The following is a 22334-nucleotide window of genomic DNA, read 5'->3' as shown; positions in this document are numbered from 1 at the left end:
CGGCTGGGGCTTTGCTGGCTTTTGCGATTATCGGATACCTCCTTTTGACTATGTTGTTGGGAGTATGGGCTTCCAAGAAGGTAAAGAATTCGAAAGATTTTATGCTGGCGGGAAGGCAACTTCCCCTGTTTTTGAGTGCCTCTGCCCTATTTGCAACCTGGTTTGGATCTGAGACGATATTTGGGGCCTCTTCGGAGTATTTGGAACATGGACTGTTAGGGGTCATGGAGGATCCATTTGGTGGAGCACTTTGCCTGCTGCTTTTTGGATTGTTCTATCTGAAGCCGATTTACAGAATGAATTTGATGACCTTGGGTGATGTATTCCTTGAGTTGTATGGAAAGCGTGTGGAGTTCCTCACGGCTATATTTATGGTTCCTGCCTATTTCGGCTTTGTCGCCGCGCAACTCGTTGCTTTGAGTCTAATACTAGGTGCCGTAACAGGGATAAGTTTGACCATGGGTATTATCATCAGTGCGGTAATAGTAGTCGTTTACACTTTTTTGGGCGGTATGTGGGCCATTTCCATTACTGATTTTGTTCAAACGCTCATTATAATAATCGGTCTGGTCTGGGTAGCTGTGTTGGTAATAAACAAAGCGGGAGGTATCGTTCCTATTCTGTCCCAAGCACCGGAAGGAAGCTTTCAGTTTTTCCCTCCCCCGGAACCTAAAGCTTGGTTTAATTATCTGGGTGCATGGGCGATAATTGGACTTGGAAGCATTCCCAGCCAAGATATATACCAACGGGTAATGTCTGCCAAAAGTGAGCGTGTCGCTCGTACATCCCTTTATCTTGCGGCATTGTTTTATTTGACTTTTGGTCTGTTTCCATTATTTATTGCCCTGGGGGCAAAAGTACTGTATCCCGAGCTCTATTTGGCTAATCCGCAGATGTTGCTCCCCGAAATGGTTTTACAGCACGGAGGACTGGCTATTCAAATCATATTTTTCGGTGCCCTTTGTTCTGCTATAATGAGTACTACAAGCTCTGTAATGCTGGCTCCGGCTGCCATTATCGGTGAGAACATTATCAAGCCTGCTTTAAAAGTTAAATTAACCGACCAAAAATTGCTGCTGCTGTTGCGGCTAAATATTCTCTTTGTCGCTATAGTTGCCACAACTTTGGCCAGTTGGAGCAGCAATATCTATGAATTAATAGGCGAATCATCCATGCTGCTCTTGGTTTCTCTTTTTGTACCTTTGACAGCGGGGCTCTATTGGAAACGGTCCTCCTCCGCAGGTGCGATTTTAGCGATTTCCTTTGGCTTACTTTCATATCTCATCTTATATTCCATGGACCTTGCCGTGCCGGCACATCTTTCTGCCACAGGATTCAGTGCGCTGGGTATGGTTCTTGGTTCCTTCTCCTTTCCTAAAACTCCGCTACATGCTTCCTTATCCTAATGTTTTTCTAAAAAAAGGCAAAGAAATATCCGTTCAACGCAGACACCATTGGATATTTTCCGGTGCAATTGGCCGTACTCAGGGAACCTTGACTGAAGGAGACCTCGTAAATGTGGTTGATATGGGCGGTAAATTTTTGGCCACGGGTTATTATGGAAGTGGTTCTATTGCGGTCCGAATCATTTCATTCGTGGAAAAACCTATTGACGAAACATTTTGGACAGAGAAAATCAGTGCCGCTTACGAGCTGAGAAAAAAGGTTGGGCTGACTGACAATTCCCAAACTAATGTTTACCGTCTGTTTCATGGTGAAGGTGACTTTATTCCCGGATTGATTATTGACTTTTATAACGGTACGGCTGTGATACAAGCCCATCAGATTGGAATTCACAGACAGATTCCGGTTATTGTACAGGCACTTAAAGCAATTTACGGGAATGGCCTTTCCGCGGTTTATGACAAAAGTGCGGCTACCTTGCATCAAGGATCAGAAGAAAGCAATGACGGACTGGTTTACGGCTCTCCTGCCACACAGGTAGTGATGGAACACGGACACCAATTTGAAATAGACTGGGAAAAAGGCCAGAAAACCGGATTTTTTATAGATCAGCGGGAAAACCGTCAGTTACTTTCAACATACAGCCTTGGAAAAAAGGTACTGAATGCTTTCTGTTATTCGGGAGGGTTTTCGGTCTATGCATTAAAGGCAGGTGCGAAAGAAGTCCACTCGGTAGATATTTCGGCAAGTGCTATAGAAATGACAGCGAAAAATGTGCAGTTAAATCCTACAGAATCAGCACAGCACAAAGGGATTGAAGCAGATGTAATGCAGTACATCAAGGATATTTCAGGGGATTTTGACGTGATCGTGTTGGACCCACCGGCTTTTGCCAAGCATATTCGAAGTAGGCACAAAGCTATTCAGGCATATAAGCGCTTAAACGCTACCGCCATGAAACATATTCCCGCTGGCGGCATCCTGTTTACCTTTTCCTGCTCGCAGGTGGTGGACCAAGTTCTTTTCAACCATACCATTACGGCAGCAGCTTTAGAAGCGAACAGAGCCATCCGCATACTACACCAACTGACCCAACCTGCCGACCACCCCATCAATATTTTCCACCAAGAGACCGCTTATCTGAAAGGGTTGGTGGTTTATGTGGAGTAGTGTTCTTAATTCGGAGTTCTACGGTTTCACGGTCGTCCATTCAATATAAACCTGTTCTGATATTCAAATTTCAGTCATGAACAATATTTTCCCCTCATACCCCAATTGGGGTAATTCGGCAAAAAAAAGTATATGCTAAACAGGACATTCTTTTGGTCTTTTTACGTCTATAGAAATATAGTACGGTTTCATTAAGAATAAACAGGCTGCGGCTATATGCTCTAGCCAAAAAATCACAGGAAGTAATTTTATTCATAACCTTTTCATCAATAACTAATTCAAAACGAAGATCTATTTACATTACCCAAAATTATGAAATCATCAATTAAACTGATCCTATTGTGCTTATTGATGTCGGGGATAGGATGTACACGTGACGAAGAACCTAACAACAGCGGAGTTTTTCAGGTAACTGTAGTAGGCAAAGGTATCGACTGTGGGTCACTACTGGTTATTGATTTTGAACAGGATGACCAAAGCGGAATTGATGTCATAACAGGAACATCAGAATGGCTGAGGTTTTATGCCTATAATCTCGATATGAAATACAATCAACCTGGAAAGATTTTAAAGGTTACCGCAAGAAAGACCAAAGATGAAGAATTGAGTCCATGTACACATTTAGGGCCAACCTATCCGTGGATTACCATTTTAAATGTAGAAGAATAAGTTACTTTAAACCATTTTTTTAATAAAAAAACCAGACGTATGAGAAATTTTCTTTACTTAATCGTAGCAACAATAATTGTTGTTGTCTTCTTTGGTTTTCAAAATCAGGAGAGCCAAAAATTCTATAGGGTTTCTCTGCGATTTGCTTTGTCCTTTCGGAAACCATTTTCAAAAGTTTTTTTGAGTAGGTGTTAGATTTATTTCTCCTAACCCAATATTCTAAAATTCCAACAAAATGGATATCGGCAGTCCTAGTCCAAATTATAATTCGTTTAGCCATTCCATGTTTCTTTTCTCCATCGCTTCTTGGGAAATCAGTTTTCCGTTTTGGATGTCCTGCTCGCTCATTTCCAGCATTACTTTTTGCTCGTTAGACAATTCAATGACTTCAGATTCAGACGAACTCGAAGAAACCAGTTTATCAAGTGCTTCCAAGAAATCTCTATTTTTTATCGATAAAATTTTATCAATTAATCCATTTCTGATATTATCAATTTTCTCCATTTTATATTAATTTTGAATCTAAATATCCAAAAAATTAGTCTCCTTTCCTATTTGGTACTTGTGTTTTTAGGTTATTGAGGTAGTTATGGGTTATGAAGTATGATTGAAACGATGACCCCAGATTCCGCCTGGGACTATTGAAGTGTCCGGCAGCTTCAAGTTCGGTCATTCGATATGAATCTATTCTGATATTCAAATTTCGTTCATGAACTATCTTTTTCCGACAGACTATGATTTTTTCTTCTACGATAAATCCCGATCTCGAACAATGTTGAACATAGTACTGCCACTACGATGTGCAATCCGGGAATAGGAAATCACTTCCTCAACGCACATATATCAATAAGACTCCCCTCCAGATTATAAGTCCTTACCTCCAACTCATCTTCCACCAACTGCACAGTACTGTAATGGTGTCCTCTATAGTTCTTTGCAGCAAACCAAGTCCGGGTTGGTGCATTGTCTTCCAAGTTTCCCCCTGCCCCACCAACCTGCATATATACAATGCCGTTGTCGCTGGAAACTTTTCCCCTATAAATCGGATTGGTCCGCATATAGGTATGAAGGTGTCCATAGAAAACCATGTCCACGGATTGATCTTCCAATAAACTGACCAAATTGCTAAGGTTTGGATCTCCCAAGGTACTCGGACCTGCCCAAGTATTCCCATAATCATCTTCATCCGAGGAATAGGGTGCATGATGCAGGACTACAAATTTCCATTTCGCCTGACTTTCCCCGAGCTCGCGTTTCAGCCAGTCATAATGGGAACCCCCGGTTTGAAGCTCGTTTTTCAGGTTACTGTTAAGCATCCAAAATGAAGCCTCTCCATAATCAAACCGATAATACGCCTTTTCACCGGTCTGCGGATGGTATTGACTATACCAATATAAATCATCATCACCATTTCCGGGTACGGTAGCGATGGGAATTCTAGTGGTCAAGGGTCCAACACCCTGGAAATATTCCATGGTCCACTGAAATTTATTTTCCTTCTTGCCACCATCAGTGAGATCTCCCAGGTGAATCAAAAAATCCGGACGTTCGTCCCACATCAATTGGGCTACCCGATTGTTGATGTGGGGTCGGCTTTCGGTATCACTGATTATTCCAAACATAATTGGCGACGGTCTATGCTTTACGGTCTGAAAAGTAAGTACCGGAGTTTGAAATGTTTCTCCACGAGTGTTGGAAAGGCTAACTTGATAATAATAGGTAGTTCCAGCCTTTAGATTTTCAATTACGGCATTCCTAATCAGTGTTGAATTTTCTTGAATAGGAATGGTTTGATCAAGAGGAAGTTTTTCTCCAAATGAGATCATTCCAGTAGCAGGTTGATCGGTTTCCCAAACCAACTGAGCGGAATTGGTGGTAATATGATTCAAGTAGGGCCCAGCTAGAAAGTGAAATTTATCCGGATAAAGTTTTCCTGTTAAAATATGCTTTTGAAGGTAGCTAAACCGACTTTGGGCTTCTTTAGGTGTGTAAGAGGTTCCGTATCTGGCAGTCTGCTTGATAAGATCATGTAACTGCATATAAGGCTCATTTTCTAAAAACCCTTTCAATATCAATTCGGTATCCGGTCCGAAATCAATGGATTTCAAAGAGGCAATTTTTTCTCCCTGATGAAAAAGTTGAATTTCGTTTCCCGTATAATTTATTATTAGATGGGACCAGTAGCTTTTCCAAGGTTTCAAAGGCCGCGATTCCCTTTGATTCTTTTGATCATGTGTGACTTCCAACTGAATTTCCCTCCCAAATACGCCAACTTGAAGGGACTGGGAATCTGAGTAATCCATACTAACTTGAAAGCCTACTGGCTGATTGACATGGTTCAGGAGCAGGAATTCCAATGCAAAAGGTTTGGTGTAAAAGTCGGTTTCATTGGAAAATGGAGTAAAAATAGCAGAAACGGGCTGATTCAATAAGTTTTGTGAAGATAATTCAGCTTCTTGAAACTGGCGAAAATCAGTCAAATAGTTTGTTTGGGGATCATTTCTCGTGGCAGCATTTCTTGGTAAGTCTGTTTGATTCCAAAACCAAAACTCCTGACGGGGAGCCGGAAAAGAATCCAAATACACGTCCTTAGAAAAAGGTGAAAAGAGCGACAGTAAAATCGTGATTACCAACATCTGTTTACTATATTTTAACAATGTTAAGTAATTTTTCCAAAAAAAAGATTGGTCGCTTTATTTTTTCTATCGGGGATCTTCCCTTATCCCCGATTTCCGCCATAATCCATTATATTTCAACCGCAGGGTCTATTTCGCCGTAGGCATATTTCTACTAAATTTCTACCATATTTCCATATTAAATATCCACCAGTATCAAATATCTATAAATATCAATTTCCCAATATTTCGGCCGTAGGCCATACCCTGAACCGCTACGCTCCTCAGGGTCTACGCTTCGCTTCGATTTCTACTGTATCTCAATATCTCAAAATCTATAAATATCAATTGAAATATCTAAAATAATATTGAATCCTAAGCGCATTACCAATAGCCAACAACGCCACCCCCACGTCAGCAAACACAGCTTCCCAAAGTGACGCCATGCCAAAGGCCCCTAGTGTTAAAACAACCGCCTTTACCCCAAAAGCGAGTCCTATATTTTGCCAAACTATCTGACGGGTTTTTCGCCCTATTTCAATGGCCAATGGAATTTTTGACAGGTTGTCATCCTGTATGACGACGTCAGCCGTTTCAATGGCCGCATCGGAACCCATCCCACCCATGGCTATTCCTACATCCGCCAAACCTAAAACGGGGGCGTCGTTGATTCCATCGCCGACAAAGGCCACCGTCCTATTTCTACCCAATAACTGCTCAAATTCCCTCACCTTGTCTTCGGGCAAAAGGTCTCCAAAAGCATTCTCTATACCAAGATCATCGGCCAACTTTTTCACAACAGCCATTCGGTCTCCTGACAATATGGAAAACTCGTTAACTCCTAATGACTTCAATGCTCCTATGACACCTGAAGCGTCCATTTTCGCCGTGTCCGCCAATAAAAAATATCCTACCAGACTACCCTCAAACCCGACTCCAATCAATGTTTGCTGAAACTCCCGCATATCTCCTGCATATGTAATTCCAAATTCATCCAGTAGAGCGAGATTTCCTGCCACCAATTGCTTGCCTTCCCAAATTCCTGATAGCCCTTTTCCTGCGATTTCGGAGATTTTGGAAAGGGGTGGCTTTCCATCGTCAGGTTTTAAAAATTCCAAAATGGCTTTTGCCACAGGATGGTTGGAATTTGATTCCAATCCGGCTACAGCACCCATTAATTTATTTTCATCACCATCATATTGGCTGAAGTCAGATTTTACGACCCGTAGCTTTCCCTCTGTAAGGGTCCCAGTTTTGTCAAACACAACCATGTCGACTTTTGCCATCACGTCGAGGTAATTTGCTCCCTTAAACAAAATCCCCCGTTGGGCAGCTGCTCCCAATCCTCCAAAGTAACCCAAAGGAATGGATATGACCAATGCGCAGGGACAGGAAATCACCAAAAAAACAAGTGCCCGGTACAGCCAATCGTTTAAATCATAGGTTTCAATCAAGAAGTATGGTAAAATCACCAATCCCAGTGCAGAAAAAACAACCACAGGAGTATATATTTTGGCAAATGAGGCAATAAACCGTTGCGTTTTTGCTTTTCTACTACTTGCCTGCTCAACCAAAAATAAAACTCTAGCCAGTGCGCTGTCTTTAAACAATTTGGTTGTTCTAACTTCTACAAGCTGACTTAGATTAATCATGCCTGCCAAAACCGTGTCACCCGAAGAAACGGGTCGGGGAACAGATTCCCCTGTGAGGGCGGCAGTATCCATTTCGGCGGCATCGTTTAGCAACACCCCATCCAAGGCCAGCCTTTCACCTGCCCTTACTTGTATTACTTCCCCAAGGCCTACTTTCTCAGGACTGAGTGAGATATAAGCCTTATCCCGTTTGACCCGCACTGTGGTGGGTCGGCTATCTATCAGGTCCCTGATGGATTTTCTTGACCTGCGTACCGCATTTCCTTGAAGCAGCTCACCGATGGTATAAAAAAGCATAACCGCAACCCCTTCCGCATATTCTCCCAAATAAAAGGCCCCGAAGGTGGCAATGGTCATTAAAAAGAATTCATTGAAAAGGCCCCCTTTAATCAGGTGGACGGCAGCCATCCGGATAACCTCCCAACCAACCAACAAGTAGGCAAATGCATAGATAGAAATCCGAAAAATTCCCTCAAACCAACCAACCTGAAAATGATCCATCAAGATCCCTGCAACAAGGATTATAAAGCTCAGACAACTCGGGAAATATAGCTTCCAGTCAAGGCTGGCTTTGACTTTTTCTTGCGGATTGGTCAAACTATCTTCCCCGCAGCAGCCTGCCTGAGATTGGTCCTTTTTCTCTGCAACGTAGGAGTTTTTTTGGTTGGTAGACATTTCTTTTGCGAGGTTTTTCCCGAATTGAAGCTAATATCAGGCAAGATAAGCCAAATACCCTTGTAAGAATATGGTTTAACATTTCCAAAGTTAAAAACTTTGGAAATGTTCTTTCAAGGGTATTTTTTCGGTACAAGATTTGTATACATTTTTACCAGAGCCCATTGATATAACCAACAAAAGCTCCAAGCTCAATAAATGCATCAAAAATTTGCAATAGTGAAAATTTGTTTAAATATTTGTGCATCGAAAATAATGAGAAATAATACTGCTATATCGGCCAAATTTTATTCTGCATCTGTAGATCAGATGATTGGGGTATTGTTTCTTCCATTGAGAACTTTTAGGTCTATTATCAGGGCATAGTCCCTGTTATTATTTATAATATCCTATGCGGATATTGATTTGCGCATCACCATTTTATCATTCATCAAGCATTCTGGGAATACCTATCTTTCGAAGAATTAATAAGGGGGTAGAAGAGTTTCTGTATTCAACTCATGTCCATGACAAACCAAAAATTCATTATAAAACCTGCTGGAGAACAGCATCATGCATATGCAGACACCATCACAGCCGAGATGGAACTTTCCGCTCAGGCTAGAGGTACAGGTATAGCTAAGCGTTCGCCTGAATATATCAAAACCAAGATGTCTGAAGGAAAGGCAGTGATTGCTCTTACCAAGGATGGGAAGTGGGCTGGATTTTGCTATATCGAAGCTTGGGGACACGGCAAGTTTGTGGCAAACTCCGGGCTAATTGTTTCTCCGGAATTCCGAAAGTGCGGATTGGCACGGGAAATCAAAAAGGAAGTTTTTAAACTAAGCAGGCAAAAATATCCCGATTCCAAAATATTCGGACTTACCACCGGTGCGGCTGTAATGAAAATAAACTCTGAATTGGGGTATTACCCCGTGAGTTATTCTGACCTAACAACCGATGATGAATTCTGGAAAGGATGTAAAAGTTGCGTGAATTATGAAATTCTTATGAGCAAAAACCGGCAAAATTGTCTCTGTACAGCCATGCTCTACGAACCTAAGCCGGAGAAAAAAAGTGTCCAGACAAAATTAAGAGAAGACTTCCAAAAAAATGTTCAACTTTTTATCAATCTGATGAAGGTGAAAAAAGATGTGTTTCTGAAATTCAGAAAAAATAAAGAGCTGGAAAATTCAAACAAAGAAAAAAATTAACTCAAAGATATTGCATGACAGATTCCGATTGGGAATCCAACTAATTTAATATTCATGAAATCGAGCATGACGAGAAAGTCCCACACTGGGATGATTATTTGCAATGCGAGATTCCAACTGACTATTGAAAAAAACAATTAAAAACAGATGAAAAAAGTCGTTTTAGCTTACAGCGGGGGATTGGATACTACCTTCTGCGCCATTCATTTAACAAAGGATAAAGGGTATGAGGTTCACGCTGTCTTGGTCAATACCGGAGGGTTTAGTGAAGAGGAACTTACTCAAATAGAAACTAGGGCCAAAACCTTGGGAGTGGCTTCTTTTAAAGTTTTGGATGTTACCACTACCTATTATCAGGAAGTAATTAAATATTTGGTTTTCGGGAATGTTTTAAAAAATCAAACCTATCCCCTTTCTGTAAGTGCGGAAAGAATCCTTCAAGCCAAGTCCCTGGCTGAATATGCCAAAGGAATCGGAGCAACAGCGGTAGCCCACGGAAGTACGGGGGCGGGAAATGATCAGGTAAGATTTGATATGATCTTCCAAACCATCCTTCCTGGAGCTGAAATCATTACTCCTATCCGTGACCTGAAACTCAGCAGGGAGGAAGAAATAGCCTATTTGAAAAAACATGGGGTAAGTATGAATTTTGAGAAAGCGGCTTACTCCATCAATAAAGGAATATGGGGAACGTCCGTAGGCGGAAAAGAGACATTGACATCCAACTTATCCCTTCCTGAAGACGCCTACCCTACCCAAGCCACCGAGAAGGAGACGAAGACGCTTACATTGACTTTTGAGCACGGCGAGCTGAAAGGTGTCAATGATAAGCAATATGACAATCCGGTGGATGCCATATTAAAAGTCCAGGAAATGGCTGGGCCTTATGGTATTGGAAGGGATACACATGTTGGAGATACCATCATAGGCATCAAGGGTAGAGTTGGTTTTGAAGCCGCCGCCCCGTTGATCATTATCAAATCACATCAGTTGCTGGAGAAACATACACTTACAAAGTGGCAATCATTTTGGAAAAATCAACTATCGGAGTTTTATGGAAACCACTTGCATGAAGGCCACTACTTGGACCCCGTGATGAGAAACCTAGAAGCATTCTTGGAAGATACCCAAAAGTTCGTAACCGGGAAAGTGATGGTAGCTCTTAACCCATACCGATTCAACCTAATAGGCATTGAATCGGCCCATGACCTTATGTCCTCTAAATTTGGTAGCTATGGAGAAATGAACAAAGGATATACGGCCGATGACGTCAAAGGCTTTACCAAAATCCTTGGCAACCAAACCGCAATATTTCATAAAGTGAACCAAACCCTTTCTGAAGATGAAAATTAAAACCGCAGTGATTGGTGCAGCGGGGTATACCGGGGGAGAACTCCTTCGACTGCTCGTTCACCATCCGGAGGTAGAAATAAGCTACATTCACAGCAACAGCCAAAAAGGCAGGAAACTGGAGGAGGTTCACCCTGATTTAATCGGTGAGTCAACTTTGGTTTTTACAGATGTAGTGAGTACTTCGGAACTTGACGCTGTTTTCCTATGCCTACCGCATGGGGAGACAAGACCGTTTTTGGAGAAACACAGTTTTGGAGGTTCCACTGTAATTATCGACCTCAGCACTGATTTCAGGAATGAAACCAATGGGTTTGTGTATGGTCTTCCGGAGGTGAATAGGGATACGATTCAAAATTCAAAGAAAATCGCCAACCCAGGCTGCTTTGCTACTGGTATCCAATTGGCGCTTGCCCCTTCAGTGGCGGCAGGCTTTACAGAAGGTGCCGCACTCCATATAACAGGAATCACAGGTAGTACCGGGGCAGGAAAGAAGCTAAGTGAGCCAACCCATTTCAGTCATCGAAATGACAATGTTTCCATTTACAAATTATTTACCCATCAGCATTTGACGGAGATCAAACAGACTTTTGGACAATTAAATGACAGCTTTACAAATGACCTGCTATTCGTACCATATAGGGGGAATTTTACCCGTGGGATTTGGATTACCGCCTATTTCCCTTTCTCCGGAAGCTTGGAAGAGGCCTATGAAACGTACGAGGATTTCTATAGTGAGGCTGCATTCACACATATTTCCAGACTGGACATAGACTTGAAACAGGTAGTAAATACCAACAAATGCCTGGTCCATCTTAAAAAGGAAGCAGGTCAACTGGTAATCTATTCTGCCATTGACAACTTATTGAAGGGGGCCTCCGGGCAAGCCGTTCAAAATCTAAACCTGGCCTTTGGGCTGGATGAAAAATCAGGATTACGACTTAAAAGTACGGTCTTTTAACCTACCACTTTGAAATCGAGCCTGCCTACGGGACAGGCAGGCATGCCGTAACCGTCACATAGTGGGATGATTATCAACATGCTGCCTGCCGCAGGCAGGGATTCCACCCCGATAAATCGGGACAAGTTATGACCGCTGAAAAACAAATACAAACATATGAAACCATTTGACGTTTACCCACTAATCGATGTTACTCCGGTAAAGGCGCTTGGGGCTACCCTATGGGACGAAGAAGGCAATGAATACCTTGACCTGTATGGAGGACATGCGGTCATCTCTATCGGCCATACCCACCCACATTTCGTGGATAGAATTACTAGCCAACTGAATAATATTGCGTTTTATTCAAATTCCGTAAAAATTCCCATCCAACAGGAATTTTCCAAAAAATTGGGAAATATGTCCGGATACCCGGAATATGACCTTTTTTTATGTAATTCGGGTGCTGAGGCAAACGAGAATGCGTTGAAATTAGCCTCATTTGCTACCGGAAAAGATTCCTTTATTACATTCAAAGGGGCTTTCCACGGAAGGACCTCCGGAGTAGTCGCCATTACGGACAATCCAAAAATTGTAGCACCGTTTAACAGCCATCATAAAGTTCATTTCCTTTCATTTGGGGATTTGGAAAGTGCGGAAGAACTACTGAGGAAAGGTCAAGTGGCCGGAATCATCATAGAAGGGATCCAAGGGGTAAACGGCGTTCAGGTTCCTGATGCTGCGTTTGTGTTGGGTTTAGCTGGCTTATGTGAAAAATACCAGGCCAAGCTAATTTTAGATGAGGTACAGTCAGGTTATGGTAGAACTGGCAGGTTTTTTGCCCACCAATGGATTGAAGGGTTGCGACCGGACTTGATCACTATAGCAAAGGGAATGGGTAATGGGTTTCCTATAGGAGGCGTTCTAATTCATCCTGATTTCAAAGCCTCATACGGGTTGTTGGGCACTACATTTGGTGGTAACCACTTGGCTTGCGCCGCAGGGTTGGCAGTACTGGAAGTAATTGAAAATGAAAAATTGATGGAAAATGCCCTCCATCAAGGTAATTGGATCATGGAGGAGCTTTCCAAAATAGAATCAGTTACCGACATACGGGGAAGAGGTTTGATGATAGGGATAGATTTAGACAGAGAAGCCGGACCCGTAAGGTCGGAACTTGTTCATAAATTCCGGATTTTCACCGGAAGTGCGGCAGGAAAAAACACAATACGTTTGCTGCCACCTTTAACTATCGACGCAAAAGCCCTACATTTATTTATTGATAGCCTTCAGGCTGTTTTGGAACTAAAAGAAGCTTGATAATAACTACACTTGATGAAGCATTTTACGCAATTTGAATCCAATACCCTCGCCCAAGAATTAATTGACAAAGCACTATATTTTAAAAACGCACCCCTTGCCGCTGATGCAAAGGGTAAGGGGAAGCGTTTGGGATTAATTTTTCTGAACCCAAGTCTACGAACCCGGGTAAGCACTCAAATCGCAGCATCCAATTTGGGAATAGAAAGTATCGTGCTAAATATGGACAAGGACGGCTGGGCCTTGGAAATGCAGGAAGGAGCCATTATGAACAAGATGACAGTGGAGCATATTAAAGATGCTGCTGCGGTGCTTGGAAGTTATTTTGATGTACTTGCAATCCGGGCCTTTCCCTCACTATCTAATAAGAAAGAGGATTCGGATGATTTCACCATAAATCAATTCATCAAATACGCTAATTTGCCGGTAGTAAGTCTGGAGTCTGCCATTAGGCATCCTTTGCAGAGTTTGGCTGATATGGTGACCATCAAAGAAAACCTATCAGAGAACACCAAACCCAAGGTAGTCCTTACCTGGGCTCCGCATATAAAAGCCATTCCCCATGCAGTCGCCAATTCGTTTGCCGAATGGACATTGGGATGTAACTACGATTTAACAATTACCCATCCGGAAGGCTATGAGCTTGACGAACGGTTTACTGCTGGGGCGACCATTGAACATAATCAAGCCAAAGCATTGGAGGATGCCGACTTTGTTTATGTCAAAAACTGGAGTGCATTCCAGTCCTATGGGAAAATCATCCACGTGGACGAACCTTGGCTGCTCACAGAAGAAAAACTAAAGCGAAGTCCTGAGGCTAAAGTAATGCATTGCCTTCCTGTAAGGAGGAACCTAGAATTGTCGGATGAAATTTTGGACGGTTCTAGAAGTTTGGTGCAGCAGCAAGCAAAAAACAGAATTTTCGCTGCTCAGGCAGTCTTGGATAAAATCATTTCTTAAAACATCGAAAGTTTATGGAAATCAATGTGATCAAAATCGGTGGAAATGTCATCGATCACCCTGAAAAATCCACGGAATTCCTACGCGCTTTCGCAGCCTTTCCAGGCTATAAAATACTTGTACATGGCGGCGGGGTTTTGGCTTCCCGAATCGGAAACTCACTCGGGATCGCACCCCAAATGAAAGACGGACGGAGAATTACCGACGCAGAAACCTTGGATGTTGTGACCATGGTTTATGCCGGATTAATCAATAAGCAATTGGTGGCACAGTTGCAGCGTTTCGGACAAAATGCCATCGGAATGACAGGTGCAGATGGTAACGTGATTCGATCAGTAAAGCGTCCGGTGAAAGATATTGACTATGGTTTCGTCGGAGATGTGGTAGAGGTAAATACCCATCTTCTTACCACCTTAGTCAGCGAGCATATCGCACCTACCCTCTGTGCCATTACCCACGACAAAAAAGGCCAATTGCTAAACACCAATGCGGATACCATAGCGTCTTGTGTGGCAACCGCGCTGGCCAAAAAACACACTGTAAATCTTTTTTTCTGTTTTGACCGCTGTGGGGTATTGATGGATGAAAAAAACGACAACAGTTTGGTTCCTTTTATCAACGAAGATATTTACGAAGAACTGAAAAGGGAAAAAATCATTCATTCGGGCATGATACCCAAGCTGGACAATGCCTTTGACGCACTTAACAAAGGTGTAGCCAATGTTTGGGTAGGTCTTCCGGAAAATCTCCTGATGGCAGCAAAAGGTAAAAATTCAGGCACCACTATAAGAAGCCAAAAATACGATTTATATTAACCTGCTAAACGAAGCCTTATTAGTAATCTTGAACAATCTCAAAGAAGAAGCACTCACGCTATTAAAGTCCCTAATCGAGACGCCATCGATCAGCCGGGAAGAAGACCGAACAGCACAGGTTCTTTCAAGCTATCTGACAGCAAAAAAAATCACCTGGGAAAGGTCGGGAAACAACATCTGGGCAAAAAACAAAAACTTTAACCCGGCCCTTCCTTCTGTTCTGCTAAATTCACACCATGATACCGTAAAACCGAATCAAGGATATACTCGGGATCCCTTTCAGGCAATAATAGAAGACGGAAAATTATACGGGTTAGGGAGTAACGATGCCGGAGGTTGCCTGGTTAGCCTGATCGCCACATTTATATATTTTTATGAAAAAAAGCTTCCTTATAATCTGATATTGGCCGCTACAGCAGAAGAGGAAATCAGCGGACAAAACGGCATAGAAAGCGTATTACCTTTATTACCATCATTGGAACTGGCAATAGTTGGAGAACCTACCCTACTTCAAATGGCCGTTGCCGAAAAAGGGCTCGTCGTCATTGACGCTGTGATAAAAGGAAAAGCCGGACATGCTGCCCGAAACGAAGGAATCAACGCCATTTACCTCGCGCTTGATGACCTAGTTATTATAAGGGATTACGAATTTCAAAAATCTTCCAATTATCTGGGGAAAAACAAAGTCACGGCAACTATAATACAGGCAGGCAGTCAACATAATGTCGTTCCTGACATCTGTACTTACACCTTGGATGTTCGTGTTACGGACGCATATACGTTGGAGGAAATCCTAAATGAATTAAAACAACAGGTAAAAGCGGAATTAACACCTCGCTCGCTCCGGCTAAATTCGTCCCGAATCGATCCGACACATAAGATCATTCAGTTGGCTGACAAACTCGGTATCTCACAGTATGGCAGTCCAACACTTTCGGATCAGGCACTCATTCCCTATCCTTCTGTAAAAATCGGACCGGGAGACTCAGCCCGATCCCATACCCCGGACGAATTCATTTTTGTCCATGAAATCTACGAAGGCATTGATGCCTATGTAAATTTACTGAACCACTATTCCGAACTCAACGAAACTTAAAATATCTAATCAATCTGCATACATGCAAATTAACCGATTAGAAAAAAACAAAATCACTCCATGAAACTTTGGCAAAAGAACAGCAGCAATAAAAAAGAAGTAGAATCATTCACCATCGGCCGTGATCCGGAATTTGACATACTCCTTGCACCCTTTGATGTCTTGGGATCGTTGGCGCATGCGCAGATGCTACAAGAGATAGGATTGCTGACTGCTGACGAACTTACTGCCTTACGAAAAGGACTGATTGAGATTTGGGATGAAATAGAGGCTGGCACTTTTTCCATTGCTCCGGGTGTAGAAGATGTTCACAGTCAGGTTGAATTTTTGCTAACCCAAAGGTATGGGGATGTAGGAAAAAAACTGCATAGTGGAAGATCCAGAAATGATCAAGTTTTGGTTGATCTAAAGCTTTATTACAGACACGAGATACAACTGATTATTAATGATATAAACTTCCTATTTACGGATTTGATAATGCTGGCAGAAAGGTATAAAAACCACCTTATGCCCGGCTATACCCATACCCAATTGGCCATGCCTTCATCCTTTGGTTTATGGTTTGGGGGCTTAGCCGAAGCCTTGGTCGAGGACCTTGAACTGTGGCGTGCAGCCTACCATTTGGTCAACCAAAACCCCCTCGGATCGGCGGCGGGTTACGGTTCGTCTTTTCCCCTTAACCGTTCCTTGACTACCCAGCTTCTGGGCTTTGCAGATCTTCATTACAATGTAATCAACGCGCAGAACAGCCGGGGAAAAACGGAGAAGTTTCTGTCGTTTGCCACTGCCAGCACCGCAGGTACCTTGAATAAACTCTCTGCGGATATCATCCTATTTATGAACCAACATTTTGCTTTTGTAACCTTTCCGGATGAATTGACGACCGGATCCAGCATCATGCCGCACAAAAAAAATCCGGATGTATTCGAGCTCCTCCGCGCAAAAACGAACCAGCTTCAAAGCAGCCCACAGGCAATCTTCCTTCAACTAACAAACATGACCACGGGGTACCACCGGGATCTACAGCTGTTGAAGGAAACTGTTTTTCCGGATCTAAGTCAGTTAAAGGATTGTTTGCAGATGACAGCTTTTATGCTGAAACACATCGTCATTAAGCCCGACATTTTGGAGGATAACTTCTACGCCTATCTATTCAGTGTGGAAGAGGTAAATCGGTTGGTATTGGAAGGGATGCCCTTCCGGGATGCATATAAGAAAATCGGAATGGATATAGAAGCGGGAGAATTTCGCCCTTCTACCAAAGTCGAACATTCCCATGAGGGAAGTATCGGTAATCTTTGCCTAGATGAAATCAAAGTTAAAATGCAAAAAGCACTGGTTTCCTTTGATTTTGAATACGTCGAGAAAAGTGTTGAAAAGTTGTTGGCCAAGTAAAATAACCTGTTTTGGCTATTTCTTTATATCCAATCCCAAATGATATAAACCATCACAGTGGCTACAACATACCCACCCAGAAACGAGAGAAAATAAGGCCAAGTCAGATTATATTGTCTGTAAGATTGACTCTCTTTTGGGCTTTCAGTTAAATTTTGAATGCGTTTTAACGAGCGCACCGGAAAAAATGAGAGAAAAAGAAGGCTGTAGGATACCGTGAAAATGAATAAGGTAAGGAGAACTTCCATGCTTTTAATGTATTTCCTAAAGGTAGGGAAAGGGTTGGAAAACTCAAAACTTTCTAAACGGTGAAAACCTATAATTTTGGTGCTTAATGTTTTAGATTAAAGATATGAAAAAAATCAAATCTACGGTGGCGGTTTTTAAACTTGTATTTCATTTTTGCATAGGTAAAATTAGGTATGATCCGAAATGACTGAGCAATAACCAGGAACATCAGTATAATTGAGAAAATGAACAACATATCAAATGAATACCCCGCATCGACAACAATACCATATACCGCCGGTCCGACCGCAGAACTCAGCACCATGATGGAAGCGAACAAACTTCTAACCTTTCCTATATAGGAAGCTCCAAAAAGCTCAACTTGCAAGGCGGACATAATGGCATTACCCAGACCTGCGGAAACACCCATCAGAATCATATAGGGGAAAATCACCCATGACTGGGGAAAAATCCATATAAAACCAATGGCAATCATAAATGGGATAAGGTAAAATGGGAAAAATCTTCGGGCTGTGTATTTATCAATTAACGGGCCTGCAAACAAAATGGCGACAGACCCCGCGATAGCATAAAATGTCAAGCCGATTGCCATCCACTGCAGGGACCAGTCTTTAAAATCCGCTATGGCAAATTGATAAAAGAACAGTCCGGTAATGGTGAAAGACAGGACAAACATATTGGGAGCAAGCAGCAGAAAGGCCTTGGATTTCATAATTTGCCATGAAGAAACGTTCTTTGTCAGTTCATTTTTGTTCTTTCCAGATTTCTCATGAATCACTAGCTTGTCCTCATTTATAAAAAAATATAAAAACACGGGAACGATCACCAATACCAGTCCTGCATTCACCAGCAAGGAGGCCCGCCAACCTACCAAGCCAATAATGCCGACCACCATTACTGGAAGTATGGCTTGACCGAAGGGATGTCCCAACGAAGCCAAGCTAATTGCCTTTCCCCTCCCCTTGTCAAAGTATTTGGACATGGAGGTCATGGATATATGGCTAAAAAGTCCCTGTCCTGCAATCCTCAGCCCGAAGAATGCCAAAACAATAACAAACCAATGTTGAACATAACTCATAGTAACCATGGCGACGACAAATACAAATGTAGACACTAGGGTATACGGTTTTAGCCGAACAGTGTCGATTAGCTTGCCGAGCTGGGGCAGGACCAAGGCACTTGCAATTGTTGCCACCATGTAATAGATACTGATTTGGGCATTTTGTAGTGAAAATTCCTCAATCAGAAACGGTACATACAGCGCTAACAAATAGGTTTGCCCATATCCCGACAAACAGGTCATCAAGAGTCCGAATGAAAGTAATTTGCTATTGGCTTTAATAAAAGGTATGTAGTTCATAAATAAGGAAAATCAAAGAAAATTTTCAGTAACTTTATTGGCCTTCTGGGTGATTTAGTTTGGATATTCTTTCAAAGAATTCTAATCCGACCTGAAAGAGAACGCGAAATTAGAAAAAATTCCCTGCTGACCTTTAATAAATTATTTGTTTTCAACCAACAATCCCCGCATTAACCGAATAAATCTCAATATTTTTTCTTTATTTAGCTAATTCATAAACGCAATCAATCATGACAACAGGATTTCAACACCTTCACTCCTTTCTGGCTTATTTAGCATTGTTGGGAATTATTTTCAGTTTTGTATATGCTTTGATAGGAGCGCTGAGTGGCCGATCATTTGAGGAGAAAGACAGGAAGTTTGGACTATTTGGACTGATTCCCGCACACCTGCAACTGGTAATCGGGCTGGTTTTGTATTTTCTGAGCCCACTAGGGTTTGCAAACTTAAGTGGTGAAACAATGTCAGACTCCATGAGTCGGCTGTATGCTTTGGAACATCCGATTATTAACATCATTGCGGTAGCAGTGATAACAGTCGGTTACAGCCGGGCTAAAAAATTAACAGATAGCCGAAATCGCTTCCGAAGTATTTATATGTTCTATGGTGTCGGACTCGTTCTGATCTTAAGCCGAATACCTTGGGCTGCTTGGTTAAATTGATATAAATCACAAAGGCCCATTATAGGGCCTTTTTCTGTTTCCAAATAAATCACATGGACAAGCATATACTGATTGAAATTGTTACCCAAAAAATGCCCTTTGGAAAGTACAAGGACAAACTTATCTGCGACTTACCAGAGCATTACCTGGTTTGGTTTAATCGACAGGGATTTCCCCCTGGGAAATTGGGCATGTGGATGCAAACCATGTATGAAATAAGGTTAAACGGTCTTACTTATTTAATAGATGGAATTAAAAAGTCTATTTGATCTATGATAGTAGATTTTTTTTTTATCAAGGGGTTTTAGCAGGTCTGTTTTTTGCCATTATTGGATTACAATACCTCCTCACTTTTTGTATCTATTGAAATATTGCAATACCTTTGCATCTGAAACTTTATTGCATATCTGAATATCTCCTCTTCCTTGAAAATTCTACCATTTCTTCTAGTGGTTTTAATAGCCATCGGTCCCTATGTCGGGTTTGCGCAGCAGTCGCAAAACTATATCGTTTTTGGAACGGTGAAAGGAGAAAAAGGGGATCCTCTGATGGCCCATATCCATATTCATGAACTGGGGAAAGGAGCGATAGCCGATATAGACGGAAACTTTTCCATACCGAATCTTCGACCCGGCACCTACCATTTTCACTTTACCCATTTGGGATATAGGTCTCAGACTGAAAATATAAGGGTCCAATCGGAAGATGTACGTCTTTCTATTACCATGCTTGAGTCGGCAATAACTCTACAGTCGCTGACCATTGAGGCTAATCCTTTCAAAAATGGCCCAGTAGAACAATCCCAAAGTATAGAAGTCATTGACAGGGATTATATTGAAAAAAACAATACGGGTACCTTTGCCAATGCGCTGGAAAAACTTCCCGGGATCAGCACCATTAACACGGGTGTAGGCATCAGTAAGCCTGTAATCAGAGGCATGAGCTTTAACCGGATAATGGTAAATGACAGGGGAATCAAGCAGGAAGGGCAGCAATGGGGTGCGGACCATGGCCTTGAAATTGATCCCTTTGATGTAGACCGTGTAGAAGTGATCAAAGGACCTGCATCGCTTATCTATGGCTCTGACGGGATGGCAGGAGTGATAAATATCGCTCCGGGAGCCCTTCCTGAACTTGGTGAAATAAGGGGCCATGTAGTTAGTAGCTACAGAAGCAATAATGCCATGTATGGAAATACCGCCATGGTGGAAGGCAACGAAAAGGATGTAGTCTTCAAGGCGCGTTTTACTGCACAGGATTTTCAGGATTACCGGGTTCCTACCGATCAGTTTAACTATGCCGGATTTGTACTTCCCGTGTATGAAAATCGGCTAAAAAACACAGCAGGCAAAGAGCGCCATTTTTCTTTAATGGGAGGTGTCAGGAAAGATTGGGGAAAATCAACCCTCACCGTTTCGCAATTTAGCCAACAAGCTGGAATCTTTACCGGTGCCGTCGGTATTCCCACTGCGTACAGTTTGCGTCATAATGGGGACAACCGTGGTATAGACTATCCGAGGCAGGACAATAAACACCTAAAAATAATATCCAATACCACCATACAACATAATCGAAACTGGCTGGAAATAGATCTGGGTTACCAAAATAACCGCAGGTTGGAGGAATCACTTCCCCACGCCCATGGTGTTGGCCCGACATCTGAAGGAAATCTAGCCTTGGGGCTTTACCTTGATACCTATACCGCCAACTTGCGGTACAACAAACATGTTGATGATAAAAATCAAACCATTTTAGGAATTCAATCTTCTTATATGGTTAACAATCAAGGAGGCTTTGAGTTTTTACTTCCAAATTTTACCAGTTTACAAGGAGGAATTTTCTATTTTCATGAGTACCGATGGAAGGATAATTTCATTGTAAATGCAGGCCTGCGTGCCGATGGTGGGCGGCATATCATTCAAGAGCATTTACAGCCGATCTATGAGCGGTTAACCCCTACTGGACAATTTGACCAAAGAAACCCAGACATTGCACGTACTTTTTATAATTTAAGTGGGTCATCGGGAATGTCATGGATATTAAATACACACCATAATTTGAAATTAAATTTGGGAAGTAGCTTCAGAATGCCTACCCCCATCGAATTATCAACCAATGGTATTCACCATGGAAATTTCCGGCATGAAATCGGGAATGCGGATTTAGTTTCCGAACGCAGCTATCAGGTAGATGCAAACTATTCCTATTCGAAAAGAAACTTTCTTCTTGGCCTCAGCCCCTTTTGGGGTTATTATCAAGACTTTATTTATTTGGCTCCTACGGGAAGTTTTTCCAGACTCCCAGGGTCAAGTACAGCTTGGGAATACCGGCAACATAATGCTGTTTTTACAGGTGGGGAGATCAAAGCAGATTGGATAGTTTTTCCAAATTTGAGTGTTTCTTTTGCCGCCGAATATATTTATAATTTTAACCTGGAAACACGGCTGCCCCTTCCACTCACTCCCCCTTTGAGTTTTTTGGGCGGCGTGGAATATAAAATCCCTAATCTAGGGCAAGTTGCGCAGAATCTTTTTGTTTTTCTTGAATATAGGTACGCGGCACAGCAGAATCGGGTCGACAGAAACGAACGTACCACAGATGGATATCAATTACTAGAAGGGGGTTTGGGATGGCGAACCCTACTTTGGAAGCAACCACTTAAGTTCCAACTTAGTGGTCAAAACTTAACAAATACCTTTTATTTCAACCATTTAAGTAGATATCGACTACTAAATCTTCCCGAGCAGGGAAGGAATATTAGCCTGAGTCTCAAAATACCCATCGGGATAAAACATTAATAAATATCTAT

The 22334-nt window shown here is 42.2% G+C and carries 19 protein-coding genes; 14 read left to right on the top strand and 5 right to left on the bottom strand.

Going from position 1 to position 22334, the window contains the following annotated elements:
- The first annotated feature begins 11 nt into the window (after nucleotides 1-11).
- The 3 genes from FQ608_RS16870 (at nucleotide 12) to FQ608_RS16860 (ending at nucleotide 3243) form a co-directional block, all read left to right on the top strand.
- On the top strand, nucleotides 12-1406 hold the full coding sequence (locus tag FQ608_RS16870) for a sodium:solute symporter family protein (protein ID WP_158859469.1): 1395 nt from the start codon (nucleotides 12-14) through the stop codon (nucleotides 1404-1406).
- Entirely contained in the window at nucleotides 1390-2574 is a 1185-nt protein-coding gene (locus FQ608_RS16865) for a class I SAM-dependent rRNA methyltransferase (protein WP_158859467.1), read from the top strand. The genes FQ608_RS16870 and FQ608_RS16865 overlap by 17 nt, the downstream gene beginning before the upstream one ends.
- A 312-nt stretch (nucleotides 2575-2886) precedes the next feature.
- On the top strand, nucleotides 2887-3243 hold the full coding sequence (locus FQ608_RS16860; RefSeq protein ID WP_158859465.1) for a hypothetical protein: 357 nt from the start codon (nucleotides 2887-2889) through the stop codon (nucleotides 3241-3243).
- Between the two features lie 261 nt (nucleotides 3244-3504).
- Here FQ608_RS16860 and FQ608_RS16855 read toward each other — a convergent pair whose 3' ends face one another.
- The 3 genes from FQ608_RS16855 to FQ608_RS16845 all read right to left on the bottom strand — a co-directional run bounded on the left by FQ608_RS16855 (nucleotide 3505) and on the right by FQ608_RS16845 (nucleotide 8185).
- Nucleotides 3505-3747: a hypothetical protein gene (locus FQ608_RS16855; RefSeq protein ID WP_158859463.1), complete on the bottom strand. Its 243-nt coding sequence runs from the start codon at nucleotides 3745-3747 to the stop codon at nucleotides 3505-3507.
- A 317-nt stretch (nucleotides 3748-4064) separates the two neighbouring features.
- Nucleotides 4065-5879: a purple acid phosphatase family protein gene (locus FQ608_RS16850; RefSeq protein ID WP_158859461.1), complete on the bottom strand. Its 1815-nt coding sequence runs from the start codon at nucleotides 5877-5879 to the stop codon at nucleotides 4065-4067.
- A gap of 323 nt (nucleotides 5880-6202) precedes the next feature.
- A complete protein-coding gene (locus FQ608_RS16845; RefSeq protein WP_158859459.1) occupies nucleotides 6203-8185 on the bottom strand; it encodes a heavy metal translocating P-type ATPase in 1983 nt (660 codons plus the stop codon).
- A 506-nt stretch (nucleotides 8186-8691) separates the two neighbouring features.
- Between FQ608_RS16845 and FQ608_RS16840 the strand changes: the two genes are divergently transcribed.
- The 3 genes from FQ608_RS16840 (at nucleotide 8692) to argC (ending at nucleotide 11689) form a co-directional block, all read left to right on the top strand.
- Nucleotides 8692-9378, top strand: coding sequence for a GNAT family N-acetyltransferase (locus FQ608_RS16840; RefSeq protein ID WP_158859457.1), 687 nt, complete (start codon nucleotides 8692-8694; stop codon nucleotides 9376-9378).
- A gap of 147 nt (nucleotides 9379-9525) precedes the next feature.
- Nucleotides 9526-10731, top strand: a complete 1206-nt coding sequence (gene argG / locus FQ608_RS16835; RefSeq protein ID WP_158859455.1) for an argininosuccinate synthase — start codon at nucleotides 9526-9528, stop codon at nucleotides 10729-10731.
- A complete protein-coding gene (gene argC / locus FQ608_RS16830) occupies nucleotides 10721-11689 on the top strand; it encodes an N-acetyl-gamma-glutamyl-phosphate reductase (protein ID WP_158859453.1) in 969 nt (322 codons plus the stop codon). The genes argG and argC overlap by 11 nt, the downstream gene beginning before the upstream one ends.
- Here the strand turns inward: argC and FQ608_RS27805 are convergent.
- Nucleotides 11686-11814: a hypothetical protein gene (locus FQ608_RS27805; RefSeq protein WP_262885514.1), complete on the bottom strand. Its 129-nt coding sequence runs from the start codon at nucleotides 11812-11814 to the stop codon at nucleotides 11686-11688. The two genes, argC and FQ608_RS27805, sit on opposite strands and share 4 nt — an antisense overlap.
- Nucleotides 11815-11845: 31 nt before the next feature.
- Between FQ608_RS27805 and FQ608_RS16825 the strand changes: the two genes are divergently transcribed.
- From FQ608_RS16825 to argH, 5 genes are read left to right on the top strand one after another with little or no spacing between them, the layout of a single operon-like run.
- Nucleotides 11846-12988, top strand: a complete 1143-nt coding sequence (locus tag FQ608_RS16825) for an aspartate aminotransferase family protein (RefSeq protein ID WP_158859451.1) — start codon at nucleotides 11846-11848, stop codon at nucleotides 12986-12988.
- Between the two features lie 15 nt (nucleotides 12989-13003).
- The gene (locus FQ608_RS16820; RefSeq protein WP_158859448.1) at nucleotides 13004-13948 is read left to right on the top strand and encodes a Rossmann-fold NAD(P)-binding domain-containing protein; all 945 of its coding nucleotides are present in this window, start codon (nucleotides 13004-13006) and stop codon (nucleotides 13946-13948) included.
- A 14-nt stretch (nucleotides 13949-13962) separates the two neighbouring features.
- Nucleotides 13963-14763 carry an acetylglutamate kinase gene (gene argB, locus FQ608_RS16815; RefSeq protein WP_158859446.1) on the top strand — a complete coding sequence of 267 codons (801 nt, stop codon included), beginning with the start codon at nucleotides 13963-13965 and terminating at the stop codon, nucleotides 14761-14763.
- Between the two features lie 28 nt (nucleotides 14764-14791).
- A complete protein-coding gene (locus FQ608_RS16810) occupies nucleotides 14792-15859 on the top strand; it encodes a M20 family metallo-hydrolase (protein WP_158859444.1) in 1068 nt (355 codons plus the stop codon).
- A gap of 60 nt (nucleotides 15860-15919) precedes the next feature.
- Nucleotides 15920-17254, top strand: a complete 1335-nt coding sequence (gene argH / locus FQ608_RS16805; protein ID WP_158859442.1) for an argininosuccinate lyase — start codon at nucleotides 15920-15922, stop codon at nucleotides 17252-17254.
- A 331-nt stretch (nucleotides 17255-17585) separates the two neighbouring features.
- On the opposite strand, the gene FQ608_RS16800 is transcribed toward argH, so the two are convergent.
- Complete coding sequence (locus FQ608_RS16800; RefSeq protein ID WP_158859440.1) at nucleotides 17586-18863, bottom strand: MFS transporter; 1278 nt, start codon at nucleotides 18861-18863, stop codon at nucleotides 17586-17588.
- Nucleotides 18864-19093: 230 nt separating this feature from the next.
- Between FQ608_RS16800 and FQ608_RS16795 the strand changes: the two genes are divergently transcribed.
- The 3 genes from FQ608_RS16795 (at nucleotide 19094) to FQ608_RS16785 (ending at nucleotide 22323) form a co-directional block, all read left to right on the top strand.
- The gene (locus FQ608_RS16795; protein ID WP_158859438.1) at nucleotides 19094-19525 is read left to right on the top strand and encodes a hypothetical protein; all 432 of its coding nucleotides are present in this window, start codon (nucleotides 19094-19096) and stop codon (nucleotides 19523-19525) included.
- Nucleotides 19526-19578: 53 nt separating this feature from the next.
- Nucleotides 19579-19794, top strand: coding sequence for a DUF3820 family protein (locus tag FQ608_RS16790; RefSeq protein WP_158859436.1), 216 nt, complete (start codon nucleotides 19579-19581; stop codon nucleotides 19792-19794).
- 156 nt (nucleotides 19795-19950) lie between these two features.
- Nucleotides 19951-22323: a TonB-dependent receptor gene (locus FQ608_RS16785; protein WP_234364242.1), complete on the top strand. Its 2373-nt coding sequence runs from the start codon at nucleotides 19951-19953 to the stop codon at nucleotides 22321-22323.
- Nucleotides 22324-22334 lie beyond the last annotated feature (11 nt).

The organism is Lunatibacter salilacus (genome assembly GCF_009797935.1).
Lineage (GTDB): Bacteria > Bacteroidota > Bacteroidia > Cytophagales > Cyclobacteriaceae > Lunatibacter > Lunatibacter salilacus.
Note: the sequence above shows the minus strand (reverse complement) of the source record. Positions and strands in the feature narration are given on the sequence as shown.